The organism is Agromyces atrinae (assembly GCF_013407835.1).
GTDB lineage: Bacteria > Actinomycetota > Actinomycetes > Actinomycetales > Microbacteriaceae > Agromyces > Agromyces atrinae.
Genome location: NZ_JACCBI010000001.1, coordinates 1,331,125 through 1,346,169 on the forward strand (window position 1 = coordinate 1,331,125; position 15,045 = coordinate 1,346,169).

At 68.5% G+C, this 15,045-nt stretch carries 15 protein-coding genes; 8 read left to right on the top strand and 7 right to left on the bottom strand.

Features of this window, described 5'->3' with window-relative positions; translation table 11 throughout:
- Positions 1 to 48 precede the first annotated feature (48 nt).
- From BJ972_RS06395 to BJ972_RS06415, 5 genes are all read right to left on the bottom strand, one after another.
- Entirely contained in the window at positions 49 to 1,170 is a 1,122-nt protein-coding gene (locus BJ972_RS06395) for an adenosine deaminase (RefSeq protein ID WP_129172977.1), read from the bottom strand.
- 58 nt (positions 1,171 to 1,228) lie between these two features.
- Positions 1,229 to 2,257, bottom strand: coding sequence for an FUSC family protein (locus BJ972_RS06400; protein WP_129172979.1), 1,029 nt, complete (start codon positions 2,255 to 2,257; stop codon positions 1,229 to 1,231).
- Positions 2,258 to 2,295: 38 nt separating this feature from the next.
- Complete coding sequence (gene ygfZ, locus BJ972_RS06405; protein WP_129172981.1) at positions 2,296 to 3,423, bottom strand: CAF17-like 4Fe-4S cluster assembly/insertion protein YgfZ; 1,128 nt, start codon at positions 3,421 to 3,423, stop codon at positions 2,296 to 2,298.
- Complete coding sequence (locus tag BJ972_RS06410) at positions 3,420 to 4,043, bottom strand: heme-binding beta-barrel domain-containing protein (RefSeq protein WP_129172983.1); 624 nt, start codon at positions 4,041 to 4,043, stop codon at positions 3,420 to 3,422. Before BJ972_RS06410 ends, ygfZ begins: the two co-directional genes overlap by 4 nt.
- Before the next feature lie 131 nt (positions 4,044 to 4,174).
- Positions 4,175 to 4,468 carry a hypothetical protein gene (locus BJ972_RS06415; RefSeq protein ID WP_129172985.1) on the bottom strand — a complete coding sequence of 98 codons (294 nt, stop codon included), beginning with the start codon at positions 4,466 to 4,468 and terminating at the stop codon, positions 4,175 to 4,177.
- 74 nt (positions 4,469 to 4,542) lie between these two features.
- Between BJ972_RS06415 and BJ972_RS06420 the strand changes: the two genes are divergently transcribed.
- The 7 genes from BJ972_RS06420 to pstB all read left to right on the top strand — a co-directional run bounded on the left by BJ972_RS06420 (position 4,543) and on the right by pstB (position 12,695).
- Positions 4,543 to 5,232: a response regulator transcription factor gene (locus BJ972_RS06420; RefSeq protein WP_164989882.1), complete on the top strand. Its 690-nt coding sequence runs from the start codon at positions 4,543 to 4,545 to the stop codon at positions 5,230 to 5,232.
- A gap of 44 nt (positions 5,233 to 5,276) precedes the next feature.
- On the top strand, positions 5,277 to 7,454 hold the full coding sequence (locus tag BJ972_RS06425; protein ID WP_129172989.1) for an RNA degradosome polyphosphate kinase: 2,178 nt from the start codon (positions 5,277 to 5,279) through the stop codon (positions 7,452 to 7,454).
- On the top strand, positions 7,451 to 8,386 hold the full coding sequence (locus tag BJ972_RS06430) for an NUDIX hydrolase (protein ID WP_129172991.1): 936 nt from the start codon (positions 7,451 to 7,453) through the stop codon (positions 8,384 to 8,386). Before BJ972_RS06425 ends, BJ972_RS06430 begins: the two co-directional genes overlap by 4 nt.
- 261 nt (positions 8,387 to 8,647) lie before the next feature.
- A complete protein-coding gene (pstS, locus tag BJ972_RS06435) occupies positions 8,648 to 9,739 on the top strand; it encodes a phosphate ABC transporter substrate-binding protein PstS (protein ID WP_129172993.1) in 1,092 nt (363 codons plus the stop codon).
- Between the two features lie 101 nt (positions 9,740 to 9,840).
- Entirely contained in the window at positions 9,841 to 10,788 is a 948-nt protein-coding gene (gene pstC / locus BJ972_RS06440; protein ID WP_129172995.1) for a phosphate ABC transporter permease subunit PstC, read from the top strand.
- On the top strand, positions 10,788 to 11,894 hold the full coding sequence (gene pstA, locus BJ972_RS06445) for a phosphate ABC transporter permease PstA (protein ID WP_129172996.1): 1,107 nt from the start codon (positions 10,788 to 10,790) through the stop codon (positions 11,892 to 11,894). The genes pstC and pstA overlap by 1 nt, the downstream gene beginning before the upstream one ends.
- Before the next feature lie 21 nt (positions 11,895 to 11,915).
- Positions 11,916 to 12,695 carry a phosphate ABC transporter ATP-binding protein PstB gene (gene pstB / locus BJ972_RS06450; RefSeq protein ID WP_129172998.1) on the top strand — a complete coding sequence of 260 codons (780 nt, stop codon included), beginning with the start codon at positions 11,916 to 11,918 and terminating at the stop codon, positions 12,693 to 12,695.
- Positions 12,696 to 12,839: 144 nt separating this feature from the next.
- Here pstB and BJ972_RS06455 read toward each other — a convergent pair whose 3' ends face one another.
- A complete protein-coding gene (locus BJ972_RS06455; protein ID WP_129172999.1) occupies positions 12,840 to 13,727 on the bottom strand; it encodes an aminotransferase class IV in 888 nt (295 codons plus the stop codon).
- 303 nt (positions 13,728 to 14,030) lie between these two features.
- Positions 14,031 to 14,660 (bottom strand): DNA-directed RNA polymerase subunit beta, encoded by a 630-nt coding sequence (locus tag BJ972_RS06460; RefSeq protein ID WP_129173001.1) that lies wholly within the window; start codon positions 14,658 to 14,660, stop codon positions 14,031 to 14,033.
- Between the two features lie 114 nt (positions 14,661 to 14,774).
- Here BJ972_RS06460 and BJ972_RS06465 point away from each other — a divergent pair, with 114 nt between their 5' ends.
- On the top strand, positions 14,775 to 15,044 hold the full coding sequence (locus BJ972_RS06465; RefSeq protein WP_129173003.1) for a hypothetical protein: 270 nt from the start codon (positions 14,775 to 14,777) through the stop codon (positions 15,042 to 15,044).
- Position 15,045: the final 1 nt, after the last annotated feature.

Sequence of the window (15,045 nt, forward strand, 5' to 3'; positions counted from 1 at the left end):
TTTCGTCGGTGAGGGAGAGTGGCGAGTATAACCGTCGGAGGTGACCGATCAGGCGTCGGCGAATCCGGCGCTGATGCGCTCGACGAGCTCCTCACGCTCTTCGAGCGGGAGGAAGGACGCCGCGGCGGCATTGAGCTGGAAGTCTTCGAGCTGCTCGAGCCCGTAGCCGAACGCATCGGCGAGGATCGAGAGCTCACGACTGAGCGTCGTCGCGCTCATGAGGCGGTTGTCGGTGTTGACCGTCACTCGGAAGCCGAGCTGGTAGAGCAGGTCGAACGGGTGGTCGATGAGCTCGTCGCCCCACGCGGCGATCGCGCCGGTCTGCAGGTTCGACGAGGGCGACAGCTCGAGGGGGATCTCGCGGTCGCGGACCCACTGAGCGGTCGGGCCGAGCGTGACGTAGACGTTCTCGTCGTCCTGACGCTCGATCGTGATGTCTTCGGCGATGCGCACACCGTGTCCGAGGCGCAGCGCGCGACCGTCGAACAGGGCGCTGCGGATCGACTCGATGCCGTCGGCCTCGCCGGCGTGCACGGTCACGGGGAAGAGCTGCGTCGCGAGGTAGTCGAACGCCGTGCGGTGGCGGCTCGCGGGGAAACCGGCCTCGGCGCCGGCGATGTCGAAGCCGATGACGCCTCGGTCACGGTGCCGAACGGCGAGTTCGGCGATCTCGAGGCCGCGGTCGGCGTGACGCATGGCGGTCACGAGCTGTCCGATCGAGAGGTGGTGGCCGTTGTGCCGTGCCGCGTCGATGCCCTCGTCGATGCCCTGCTGAACGGCTTCGACGGTCTCGTCGAGGCTCAGACCGCGCGTGAGGTGCTGCTCGGGCGCCCAGCGCACTTCGCCGTGCACCACTCCGTCGGCGGCGAGGTCCTCGACGAACTCGCGGGCTACCCGCGTGAGGCCCTCGCGGGTCTGCATGACCGCGATGGTCGCGTCGAACGTCTTCAGGTAGTCGACGAGGCTTCCGGAGTTGGCGTGGTCGGAGAACCACTGTGCGAGCTCGGCCGATTCCTCGGCCGGGACGTCGATGCCCGCCTCGTCGGCGAGCTCGATGATCGTCTGCGGACGGAGACCGCCGTCGAGGTGATCGTGCAACGACACCTTCGGCAGTTCGGTGATGCTCGTTCGGCCGCCCTCGAGGAGGTATTCGTTCGCAGTGGTGTTCACCGTTCTACTGTACTGACCGGTGCGCCGCGAAGTCTCGGCAATCTCGCAGTCGCGTGCGTCAGAGCGGCGGCAGTGCGGCCCGTGCCTCGGTCAGCGACATCCCCGTCGCCTGGAGCAGGTCGGCGAGGTAGGGCCGGGTCGCGTGCAGCGCGTTGTGCTCGCTGTCTCCGGCACCCGGCATCATGACGCGCGGCGAATCGTGCTTCGCGATCTCGAGCAGGGCGTGTCGTGCGAGGGGCGCCGCCGTCACGTCGCCGAGCGAGTCGCGCAGCACACCGAGGGCGTGCGCGATGCGCACGTAGAGGTCGGCGATCTGCGGCCGCGGAACGCCATCTCCCAGGAGGTAGTCGCAGCGCCTCGCGATCATCCGGAGGTTGCGGGTGGCGAGATCCATCGGCGGGAGCATCTGCTGCTGCCTGCCGAGCAGGAAGCGCGACCGCCGCACGAACGGCGAGACGCGCGCGATGGCGACTCCGGAATCGACCGCGGTCGTCCACTCGTCGAGAGCCGACGAGGCGGCTCGAGCGCGAACCAGGGAGCCCGCCGCGACCTCGGCGTCGCCCGTCCGCAACGCCCGCACGAGGTCGTCGAGCACGAGGATGTGCGCGTCGACGAGGCGACGCCCGGCGCGGAGCGCGGTCCGCCAGGGGTCCCGCGGGAGGAGCGCCGTCGCGAGGAGCGCGAAGACGCCGCCGACGACCGCGTCGATCGTGCGGACGAAGTACCCGCCGTCGGGCGGCGGGACGAGCATGACGAGAGTGCACTGGATGGCCGCCGAGATCGTGAACTGCACGGTCGGCGACAGGAATCGCGCGATCGCGAGCGTCAGCCCGAGAGCGAGGGCGTAGGGCAGCACTCCCCCGCCCACGCCGATGAGCAGCAGCTCGGCGAGGACGATGCCGAGCGTCATCCCCAGCACCGCCTCGAGCACTCGGAAGGGGCGCGCATCGCCGGCGAGACCGAGAGCCGAGATCGGCATGATCGCGGCGATGAGCGGAGCCTGGTGGCCGAGCACGAAGAACGCGAACGCGTACGAGGCCGCGGCGGTCACCGTGATCTGGATGACGGCGGGGAGCGAATCGCGCACGCGCGCCCACCCCGCGCGGGCGTCGAGCGCGAACACCGCTAGCGGCGGATGCCGAGGCGCGGCAGCCGCGGCACGTCGACCTGCGCGCCCGCGCCGGAGGGGACGATCTCGACCTGCGCCGCGGCGACCTCGGTCTCGTGGGAGTCGATGGTGAAGGGGATGTCGGAGGGAACCGCGCGCTTCACGACGGCGAGCGCGATCGGCCCGAGTTCGTGGTGCAGGGCGCTCGACGTGACGACGCCGACCGCGCGCCGTTCGGCCTCGCTCTCGGGCCGAACCTTGTCGGCCGAGACGATGTCTCCGTGCACGGGCAGGACGGTGTCCGAGCCGTCGAGGTGGAGCAGCACGAGACGCCGAGGGGGTCGCCCGAGGTTGTGCACCTTCGCGACCGTCTCCTGGCCGCGGTAGCACCCCTTCGAGAGGTGCACGGCGCTCCTCAACCAGTCGAGCTCGTGCGGGATGGTGCGTTCGTCGACCTCGGTGGCGAAGCGCGGACGCCAAGCGGCGATGCGGAGCGCCTCGAGCGCGAGCGAGCCCGCGAGGGTCACGTCTCCCGCCCGCGCCGCACGCGCGATCACGGACAGGTCGGCACGCGGCACGAGCGTCTCGGAGTAGCCCCACTCGGCCGACGGGTGGCCGGACTCGGCCGCGTACTGGAATCCGCCGGGAGCGACGTGGGCCCACGGATCGTTCCAGATCGCCGTCACCGCGACGCCGTCGGGCAGCGGTGCGCCGAGAGAGCCGATGACGGCGGTCTCGGCCGAGACGTCGGCGACGGCGACGCGCAGCATGAAGCGCATGCGGTCGAGCCACGCGCGCAGCGGCTCGGCGGAGGAGGCCTCGAGCACGAGCCACGCGGTCTCGCCGTCGTCGACGAGGTGCACGGCGTGTTCGACACGACCCGACGCATCGAGGAAGAGCGCCTCGGCCGAGTCGCCGGGCTGCAGTCGCGCGAGACTCTGACTCGCCATCGAGTCGAGCCACGTCAGGCGATCGGGTCCGGTGACGGAGAGCACTCCGCGGTTCGAGAGGTCGACGAGGGCGAGACCCTCCTCGAGCCGACGCTGCTCGACGAGAGGATTGCCGTAGTGGGAGGCGACTCCGGCGTCGATCCCGTCGGCGGCCACCGCCCCGGGTACGGCGAGCAACGGGGAGTCGGTCATCATTCCACCTTCGCGAGTCGCGCCGACGCGTGCGTGCGCAGTTCCTGGCCGAGCGCGGCGATGTCCCATGCCCACAGCAGGTGGTTGTCGACGAGGCCGTAGAGCCGGGTCGCACCCGAGTACTCCTTCGCCCCCGCCGAGCGCACGACGGCGTCGGTCGCGAGATCGATGCGCGGCCCCTTCACCTGTCCGAGGTAGAGCTCGGCAATGCCGCCGGGGTGGACGAGGTTGACCTGGATGTCGAAGCCGCCGTCGACGTTGCGGAGCGTCTCGACCGCTTCGGCGCGGTGGAAGGGCACGCCGCCGACGCGAGGGAGCATGCCGGGGCCCGGGTCGGCGTCGAGGAGCGGGCGCGCGAGCTGCCAGTAGCCGGTCTCGGTCACGAGCGGCGTCGGCTGGCCGATCGGCTCGCCCGCGTCATCCGTCGGCGGGATGAGCCACGAGTACGAGGTGTAATTGAGGTGAGGCAGGCCGTCGTGGCTGAAGCTCACGCGCTGGCCGAACTCGTGGGTGATCGATTCGTCGCCGACCGCGTAGTCGATGACGCCGGACCCCTCCCACACGCCGACGAGCCACGAGAGCGGAACGAGTTCGGCGGGAAGACCGGTCGGGATCTCGATCATGGCGACTAGCGCTGGCCCTTGAAGAGCTTGTAGACGACGACGCCCGCGATGAACATGATCGCGGCGCTCGCCAAGACGAGCAGGCCGATGAAGAAGAGTTCGAGTGCAAGGAGCTCCGACATGCTCCGAGTCTAACCGTTCGCCGCGAGCGCCGACGGTAAGAGGATGACGGCCGTGACGCCGACCGCGATGGTCGCGCCGACGATGCTGAGGATGGCGCGTCGCAGGTAGCCCGCGGGGGTCCGAGTCGCGAGCTGCGCCATGAACGTGAGGATGACCGACCCGCCGAGGACGAGTGCGAGCGAATCGAGCGCCTCCTGCGGAGGGAGCGCGAGAGCGACGGCGAGGGACGCGGCCACGGCGATGACCCACACCAGGGCGATACTCGGCCACAGGAGGGGAAGTCGCTCGTCGAGGGAACTCACTCCCCCATCATGCCTTGGTGAACGGCACGATCACAGCGCGCTACGATGGCTGAACCGAATTATGGAGGATGCGCGTGGCGCAGTTGTTGATCCTGTCGGCGGCAGCGGGCACCGATGTACTCCCCGCCCTTTCCCTGCTCCCGCATCGAGTGCGAATCATTCCCGCCTCGCCTGATCAGCTCGTCCGCGCGCCGGAAGCAGACCTCATCTTCCTCGACGCCCGAGCCAATCTCGCCGGCGCGAAGGCACTGGCACAGATTCTCCGCACGACGGGACTCTCGGTTCCGCTCGTCCTCATCGTGACCGAGGGTGGCCTCACGGCGGTCAGCCCCGAGTGGGGCGTCGACGACGTCGTGCTCGAGGGGGCGGGCCCCGCCGAGGTCGACGCACGCATCCGCCTCGCGATCGGCCGCGCCAACGCCGCGCCGACCTCCGAGCGCATCCAGACCTCGGGCGTCATCATCGACGAGGCGAGCTATTCGGCGAAGGTGCACGGCAAGCCGCTCGACCTCACCTATAAGGAGTTCGAACTCCTGCGCTTCCTCGCGGCCCACCCGTCGCGGGTCTTCACGCGTGAACAGCTGCTCTCCGAGGTGTGGGGCTACGACTACTTCGGCGGCACCCGCACGGTCGACGTGCACGTCCGACGTCTGCGCGCCAAGCTCGGCGATCTCGACAGCCTCATCGGCACGGTCCGCAACGTCGGTTACCGCTTCAACGTGCACGAGGAAGACGAGCAGGACACCCCCGTCACCGGACGTTAACCCGTCGACCGCACTCCGTACACCCCGAGTGGCATGATGAGGGGATGAACGCCGAGACGAGCCTGGCCGACGGCCGCACCGCGAGTGATTTCGACGACGATTTCGATCCCCTCGACGAAGCCGGCGCTCCCGAGTTGCCGCCGCAGCGGTACCTCGATCGAGAGCTGAGCTGGCTGGCGTTCAACCAGCGTGTGCTCGAGCTCGCCGAGGACCCGACTCTCCCGGTGCTCGAGCGTGCGAACTTCCTCGCGATCTTCGCCTCGAACCTCGACGAGTTCTTCATGGTGCGCGTCGCCGGCCTCAAGCGCCGCATCGACACAGGCCTCGCGGTTCCGACCAACATCGGCCGCGCACCTCTCGACGTGCTCGCCGACATCTCGCGCATCGCCCACGAACTCCAGGAACGCCACGCCGCGGCCTACCAGCAGCTCGTCCGCCCGACGCTCGCCGAGGCCGGCATCCGTGTCGTGACGTGGGGCGAGCTCTCGGACGAAGAGCAGGCGAACCTGCGCGAGTACTTCTCGGGGCAGATCTTCCCCGTGCTCATGCCCCTCGCCGTCGACCCGGCCCACCCGTTCCCCTACATCTCCGGGCTCTCGCTCAACCTGTCGGTGCGGGTGCGCAACTCGCGCACCGGGAAGCAGGAATTCGCGCGCGTCAAGGTGCCGCAGATGCTTCCGCGCTTCGTTGCCGTCGCGTCGGACGACCCCAAGGAGGGCACGCGCTACATCACCCTCGAGGACCTCATCGCGACGCACCTCGGCGACCTCTTCCCCGGCATGGAGGTCATCGAGCACCACGTGTTCCGCGTGACCCGCAACGAAGACGTCGAGGTCGAGGAGGACGAGACCGAGAACCTCATCAAGGCCCTCGAGAAGGAGCTGCTGCGACGCCGGTTCGGCCCGCCCATCCGCCTCGAGATCACCGACGACATGGACGACGTGACCCTCGGTCTGCTCGTCCGCGAGCTCGACGTCACCGAGCAGGAGGTCTACCGACTCCCCGCACCGCTCGACCTCGGCGGTCTCTTCGACCTCGCCAAGATCGATCGCCCCGAGCTCCGCTACCCGACGCACGTGCCGACGACGGCCGCTCAGCTGCAGCCGAGCGAGTCGAACCTCCGCGCCGACTTCTTCCAGGCGATCGACCGCAAGGACGTGCTGCTGCACCACCCGTACGAGTCGTTCGCGACGAGCGTGCAGGCGTTCCTCGAACAGGCCGCGGCCGACCCGCACGTGCTCGCGATCAAGCAGACGCTCTACCGGACATCGGGCGACAGCCCCATCGTCGAGGCGCTCATCGACGCGGCCGAATCGGGCAAGCAGGTGCTCGCGCTCGTCGAGATCAAGGCGCGCTTCGACGAGCAGGCGAACATCTCGTGGGCTCGGAAGCTCGAGAAGGCCGGCGTGCACGTCGTCTACGGCCTCGTCGGCCTCAAGACCCACTGCAAGCTCGCTCTCGTCATCCGGCAGGAGAAGGGCGGGCTCCGCCACTACAGCCACATCGGCACGGGCAACTACAACCCGAAGACGAGCCGCATCTACGAAGACCTCGGGCTCCTCACCGCCGACGACCAGGTCGGCAAGGACCTGACGCGACTCTTCAACGAGCTCTCGGGCTACGCCATCGAGAAGAAGTTCAAGCGCCTCCTCGTGGCACCGCTGCACCTCCGCAAGGGCCTCCTCAAGCGCATCGCCGAGGAGACGGCCAATGCCGAGGCGGGTAAGCCGAGCGGTATCCGCTTCAAGGTCAACTCGATCGTCGACGAGGCGATCATCGACGCCCTCTACCGGGCGTCGGCCGCCGGCGTGCCCGTCGACATCTGGGTGCGCGGCATCTGCAGCCTGAAGCCGGGCGTGCCGGGCCTCAGCGAGAACATCAGGGTGCGCTCGATCCTCGGCCGCTACCTCGAGCACTCGCGCATCTTCACGTTCGAGAACGGCGGCGACCCGCAGGTCTTCATCGGCTCGGCCGACATGATGCACCGCAACCTCGACCGACGCGTCGAGGCACTCGTGCGACTGACCGACCCCGATCACCTCGCCGAGATCGACCGCCTCTTCTCGATGGCTCTCGACCCCTCGACGTCATCGTGGGCACTCGGCGACGACGGAGTCTGGACGCGTCACCACCTCGACGATGCGGGTCTACCGCTCCGCGACCTGCAGAATGTACTCATGCAGGAGATCGCTGGACGGCCACGCCCCGGGAAGCGCCGGTGACGCGGGCCGTCTACGCCGCCGGAGCGCTCTGTTGGCGCTTCATCGACGGCAAGCTCCACGTGCTCGTCATCCACCGCACGGTCTACGGCGACGTCACGATCCCGAAGGGCAAGGTCGACCCCGGCGAGACGCTGCCGCAGACCGCCGTCCGAGAGATCGCCGAAGAGACCGGCATCCGAGTCCGTCTCGGCGTGCCGCTCGGCGTCTCGAGCTACCCGCTCGCGTCGGGCCGAGAGAAGGTCGTGCACTACTGGGCCGCCCAGGTGACGGATGCCGCACTGCAGCGTTCGACCTTCGTGCCGAACGGCGAGGTCGCCGCTCTCGAGTGGGTCACCCCCAAGCGCGCGCGGGGCTACCTGACGTACAGCCACGACGTCGACATCCTCGAGCACTTCGAGAGGCTCGTCGAACAGGGCGTGACCGAGACGTTCGCACTCATCGTCATGCGCCACGGCAAGGCGATGCCGCACGGCTCGTGGAGCGGCCCCGATTCGACGAGGCCGCTCGCCGAGCGCGGCGTGAAGCAGGCCTCGGCGCTCGTCGAGACCGTGCGCGCCTGGAACCCGAAGCGCATCGTCTCGAGCCCCGCCGTGCGATGCGTGACGACGGTCACCCCGCTCTCCGTCGCCACCGGAATCGACATCCGCCGCTCCGACGCGATCTCCCAGGACGCGTGGGAGTCGGGCGACGACGACGTCCGCGCGGTCGTGGGCAAGCGCGTGCGTTCGCGGAAGAGCGCCGTCCTGTGCAGCCACGGCCCGGTGCTCCCGGAGATCCTCCGCGAGATCGCCCTCGCGACGACGACGCCGATCGGCAGCTACATGTCGGATGCGGCGAATCTCGAGACGGGCGCCTTCAGCGTCGTGCACCTGTCGTCGACGAACCCGGCGTCCGGGATCATCGCGATCGAGACCTACCCGCCCCTCGTCTGAATCCACCCGATTCTCACGCGAGTGCCGTTCGCGTGCCCGAGTGCGAAAATCCGGAACTCCCGCACGATTCCGGCACTCCTGCGCGCCGGAACGGGGTCACGAGTGCGTGCGGAGAGGCGTGCGCAGCACGCGCCAGCCCACGCCCGTTCACCTTCCGTTCACCGCCCCGGGGGACGCTCGTAAGCGAGGACGCTTAGCGTCGCAGGCGGTCGAGCACCGACCAGCAATCCTGCACACACAAACCCCCGGAAGGGAACTTTCGTGAATGTCACGCGAATCGGCCGCGCTGCGGTCGTCGCTGCAGCCGCAGCCATCCTCCTCAGCTCTTGCGCCGCGAACGAAGGCGGCGGCGCCGCACCCGAGGAGTCCGCTTCGACCCTCACGGGCACCCTGAACGGCGCCGGCGCGTCGTCGATGGGCTCCGCCCAGGAAGCGTGGATCGCTTCCTTCCAGACCGCCAACCCCGACGTGACCGTCAACTACGAGCCCTCCGGCTCGGGTGCGGGTCGCGAGGCCTTCATCGGTGGCGGCGTCGCCTTCGCCGGTTCCGACTCGCTCCTCTCGGACGACGAGCTCGCCGGCGAATTCGCCCGCTGCGCTCCCGGCACCTCGGCGATCGACCTCCCGGTCTACATCTCGCCGATCGCCGTCATCTTCAACGTCGAGGGCGTCGACGAGCTCAAGCTCGACGCTGCGACCCTCGCGAACATCTTCTCGGGCCAGATCACCACCTGGAACGACCCCGCGATCGCCGCGCTCAACGAGGGCGTCACGCTCCCGGCCGCGAACATCACGGCCGTGCACCGCTCGGACGACTCGGGTACGACGAAGAACTTCGCCGACTACCTGAACAAGGTCGCTCCCGAGGCGTGGGCCGAGGAAGCATCCGACACGTTCCCGTTCGCTTCGGGTGAGGGCGCCCAGGGCACCTCGGGTGTCGTCGAGGCCGTCACCAACGGCGTCAACACCATCGGATACGCCGACGCATCGCGCGCCGGTGACCTCGGTGTCGCTCAGATCAAGGTCGGCGACGAGTTCGTCGCCTACAGCGCAGAGGCCGCTGCTGCGGTCGTCGACGCGTCGCCGCTCGTCGAGGGTCGCGAGGCCAACGACATCGCGATCAAGATCGACCGCACCACGACCGAGCCGGGCGTCTACCCGCTCGTCCTCGTGAGCTACGCGATCGCGTGCCAGGAGTACGCCGACGCGGCTGACGCCGAGCTCGTCAAGGCGTACCTCAGCTCCATCGCGAGCGACGAGGGCCAGGCCCTCGCCGCCGAGCAGGCCGGCTCCGCGCCGATCTCCTCGGAGCTCTCGCTCAAGGTCCTCGACGCCATCGAGTCGATCAAGTAGCATCCTGACGCCGGCCCGGTGATCGCCTCGCGCGGTGACCGGGCCGGCTTCACCGGGTCTCGACCCATCCCCCGACCGCTTCGAACGATCAGGAACCGCCGGTGACTCAAACCGCTCCCCCGGAACTCGCCACGACGGCGAAACAGCGACCCGGCGACCGTATCTTCTCGTCGGCAGCACTGTTCGCCGGCGTCCTGATCCTGGCCGTCCTCGCGGCGGTGGCGATCTTCCTGATCGCGCAGTCGCTCCCGGCGTTCATGGCCGGCCCCGACGACCTCAAGGGCGACTCGGACAACTTCTGGCAGTACGTCATCCCCCTCGCCTTCGGAACGCTCTGGTCGGCCATCCTCGCCCTCCTCATGGCCGTTCCCGTCGCGATCGGCATCGCGCTCTTCATCTCGCACTTCGCGCCGCGTCGCCTCGCGCAGGCGCTCGGATACGTCATCGACCTCCTGGCCGCCGTGCCGTCGGTCGTCTTCGGTCTGTGGGGCATCACCGTCCTCGCCCCGATGGTCCAGCCCTTCTACGCCACCCTGACCGAGTGGTTCGGCTGGTTCCCGCTCTTCGCCGGCCCCGTCTCGGGCACCGGCCGCACGATCCTCACCGTCGCCATCGTGCTCGCGGTCATGATCCTGCCGATCATCACGGCCCTCACACGCGAGGTCTTCCTGCAGACCCCTCGCCTCCACGAGGAGGCGGCCCTCGCCCTCGGCGCCACGCGCTGGGAGATGATCACGATGGCCGTCCTGCCGTTCGGCAAGCCGGGCATCATCTCGGCGTCGATGCTCGGCCTCGGTCGCGCTCTCGGCGAGACGATGGCGGTCGCCATGGTGCTCTCGCCCGCCGCGGTCATCTCGTTCGCGCTCCTCCAGTCGCAGAACCCGACCACGATCGCCGCGAACATCGCGCTCAACTTCCCCGAGGCGCACGGCCTCGGCGTCAACGTGCTCATCGGCACGGGACTCATCCTGTTCGTCATCACCCTGGGCGTGAACATGGTCGCCCGCTACATCGTCGATCGCCGCAAGGAATTCTCGGGAGCCAACTGATGACACTCACCTCCACTCCTCCTGAGAGCCGACCGGCGCCCTCGCCGATCGCGAACTCGCTCACGGCGGGCAAGCTCCCTCGCTTCGCGCCGCTCGGCATCCTGCTCGGCAGCTTCGTGCTCTCGGCGCTCCTGTTCCTGCTCGTCTGGCTCGGCAACACCGACGCGGACTTCAACATCGTCGGCACCGTCTTCGTCGGCGTCGTGCTCTACGCGATCCTCATCTGGGTCATCTCGCGCGCCGTCGAGGGAAGCCGCAAGTCGAAGGACCGCCTCGTCACGGCGCTCGTCTCGATGGCGTTCACGATCGCGCTCCTTCCGCTCGTGTCGGTCACCTTCACGACCCTCATCAACGGTCTCCCGCGCTTCGACATCGAGTTCTTCACGCAGTCGATGCGCAACGTCGTCGGCAGCGGCGGCGGCGCCCTGCACGCGATCATCGGCACGATGCTCGTCACCGGCATGGCGACGCTCATCTCGGTTCCCGTCGGACTCCTCACCGCGATCTACCTCATCGAGTACGGCCGGGGCCGTCTCGCGCGCGGCATCACGTTCTTCGTCGACGTGATGACCGGCATCCCCTCGATCGTCGCGGGCCTCTTCGCCTTCGCGTTCTTCTCGCTGATCTTCAACGACCCCGGCATCCGCTTCGGTTTCGGCGGCTCGATCGCGCTCTCCGTGCTCATGATCCCCGTCGTCGTCCGTTCGAGCGAAGAGATGCTGAAGCTCGTGCCGAACGAGCTGCGCGAAGCGTCGTACGCGCTCGGAGTGCCGAAGTATCTGACGATCCTCAAGGTCGTCCTGCCGACCTCGATCGCCGGCATCATCACGGGCATCATGATCTCGATCGCGCGCGTCATCGGTGAGACGGCGCCGCTGCTCATCATCGCGGGCTTCACCGCGAGCATGAACTACAACCTGTTCTCCGAGCGCATGATGACCCTTCCGGTGTACGCCTACACGCAGTACATGAACCAGGGCGCCGACACCCAGGCCTACGTCGACCGCGCGTGGGCCGCCGCTCTCACCCTCATCCTCATCGTCGCCCTCCTCAACGTCGTGGCACGCATCATCGCCAAGATCTTCACCCCGGCCGGCAGCCGCTAGACCGCCCGAAAGAAAGCAGTCATGTCCAAGCGCATCGAAGTCAACGACCTCAACGTCTACTACGGCTCCTTCAAGGCCGTCGAGGGTGTCTCCCTCACGATCGAGCCCCGCAGCGTGACGGCCTTCATCGGCCCCTCCGGCTGCGGCAAGTCGACGTTCCTCCGCACCCTCAACCGCATGCACGAGGTCATCCCCGGCGCGCGCGTCGAGGGCGAGGTGCTCATCGACGGCAACAACCTCTACGGCCCGGGCGTCGACCCCGTGCTCGTCCGCCGACAGGTCGGAATGGTCTTCCAGCGGCCGAACCCGTTCCCGACGATGTCGATCGCCGACAACGTGCTCGCGGGCGTGAAGCTCAACAACCGCCGCATGTCGAAGTCCGACGCCGAAGCTCTCGTCGAGAAGTCGCTGCAGGGTGCGAACCTGTGGAACGAGGTCAAGGACCGCCTCGAGAAGCCCGGATCGGGTCTCTCGGGCGGTCAGCAGCAGCGTCTCTGCATCGCGCGCGCGATCGCGGTCTCCCCCGAGGTCATCCTCATGGACGAGCCGTGCTCGGCCCTCGACCCGATCTCGACCCTCGCGATCGAAGACCTCATCGAGGACCTCAAGAAGGACTACACGATCGTCATCGTGACCCACAACATGCAGCAGGCGAGCCGTGTCTCCGACAAGACCGCCTTCTTCAACATCGCGGGCACGGGCAAGCCCGGCAAGCTCATCGAGTACGACGCGACGACGACGATCTTCTCGAACCCGAGCGTTCAGGCGACGGAGGACTACGTCTCGGGCCGCTTCGGTTGATCCGCTGACGCTTCACGCACTGACCCCTCACCGGCACGATCGGTGAGGGGTCAGTCGTTGTGACTCTGAGCGCCGAGTGGGGCGATCTACTGCCCTCTCAGCGCCGGCCGAGAGGCGGGGCGAGGACGGCGGATGACGCGGGCGTCAGTCTCGGGGGCTCAGGAGGTACTCGGTGAAGGCGCGCGTCTCGTCGGCATCGACCGGCACGGGGCGACCGTCGATCGCTGTGATGGGCGCGGCGAGGCGCACGCTCGAGACGAGCCACGCGGCATCGGCCGATTCGAGGTCGGCGACGGGGATCTCGCGGTACTCGGCCGGCTTGCCGGATGCCTCGATGTGCTCGAAGAGACTCATCTGCGTCGTGCCGTGGAGGATCGCCCCGCTCGGAGCGGGGGTCGAGTACACCTCGCCGTGGCGGAGGATGACGGACGACGTCGGCCCCTCCATGACGAAGCCGTCGCTCGAGACGAAGATCGTGTCGTCGGCGCCGCGGCGCGCGGCCTCGCGCAGCGCCGCCATGTTGACCGCGTAGGAGAGGGTCTTCGCTCCGAGCAGCAGCCAGGGCGCGCGTTCGGCCGCGAGACGGTCGTAGCCGCGGTCGAGCGTGACGACGCGGATGCCGTCGACGCGTACGGCGGAGAAGTCGGGGGCCGACTGGGCGACGAGCCATGCCGTCGGAGCCGGACCGTGCTCGACTCCGCGGCTCAGCACGAGCTTGATCGAGAACTCCCCCGTCGCGGGAAGGGCCGAGACCGCCCGCTCGATGGCTGCGGTCCACTGGGCGACGTTCGGGGCGGCGAGGTCGCAGATGCGCGCGGAGTTGCGGAGTCTCTCGAGGTGAGGCCCGGCCTCCTGCGCGTGGCCGTCGACCACGCCGATGGTCTCGAAGATGCCGTCGCCGCGCTGCGTGCTGAGCTCGCCGACGCGCAGGGCGGGCTCGGTCGCGGCGACCCCGGTGAAGGTGTCGGCGAAGTCGGTGCGGGTGTCATCGGCTGCGACGGGGTGGATCAGCAGCGTGAGGAGAGCGGACATGTCTCGACTCTACGCGGGCATGAGTATGGCCGGACCGCAGAACGCCTCTCGGCGCGAGGCCGCTCGAAGCGGCAAGTATTGGAGCCCGGGGTTACTGCGATCCGGCCACACTCAGTCTAAACCACATGTCGGGCGCGATCATTCCCGCGCGGCATCTCGAGCGTCATCCCTCACCGGATTCCGACGCCCGTGCGCGGGTCGTGCACCCCGCCGGAGTGCCGCTCGTCGCGCGGAGTTCCGCTCGATCGGCACTCCCCCGCGCGCCCCGAACTCGATCGGGAGAATCAATCGACGACGGATGACTCAGTCGAGCGAATCCGTTCGCCACAGCCGCGCACACGAGGTGAGCTCGGCGGCGAGTTCGGAGAGTCGGAGGGCACGGCGGGTGAGTTCGCCCGCGCGGATGTCGTCGGTGGCGTCAGCAGCATCGGCGACCTCGGTCATGCCGATCGCCGTGACGCGAGCGAATGCCGCGGCCCGATCGAGGGCGACGGCGAAGTCACCCGCGAAGAGTCCGCGCAGGATGCGATCGGCGACGTCGACGACTTCGGCCGCTCCCACGGGAGTCGCCGCCCCCGCCACGACGGTGTCGATCGTCGTCGAGACCTCGGCGCCGCGACTGTAGTAGTAGCTCGTGCCGTCGGGATCCTGGCGGATGAGAGCGCGCAGGAGATAGATGCGCCAGAGCGCGCCCGGCAGGCTGCGCGCCGACGAGTGCGACCAGAGCTCGGCGATCGCGTCGATGCCATTCGCGTCGGTGTAGGCGACGAGTCGCTCGATGACCTCGGGGTCGGGATCGTCGCGCACGCGCGAGAGGAGAGCGCTCGCCGTGTCGTGCGTCGTGCGGCTCAGGATGGCCGGGTCTTCCCCTCCGAAGTAGCCGTCGAACCGGGAGGGAGTGAAGCGCGTGGGCTTGTGGAAATCTGCAGCCATGACTGAAGCACTCTACCCGCGATCCGTGCGCCCCTCGCCGGTTCGTGCGGTTGAATGATATCCGTGATCGCCAATACTCGGACGGCTCGACTGCGGAGCGAGATGATGCGTCGGATGAGCGACGGCTGGGGTCTCATCGAGCGCACGGAGTTCGCGATGACGATGGGACACCTCGTCACGCCGCCAGCCTGGCGGATCGCGCTCGACGTCATCAATCCGCTCGCGTGGATCATCGGAGCCGGAACGTACCCCGAAGTCTTCCGCACGTTGCATGTGACGGTCGATGAGGACGGCACGCTCACGCGCACCACGACAGGAGAGATTCCTCCGCGCTGGACGAACAAGCGTTCATGGGAGGTTCCCGACGGGATCGTCACCCTGTGAT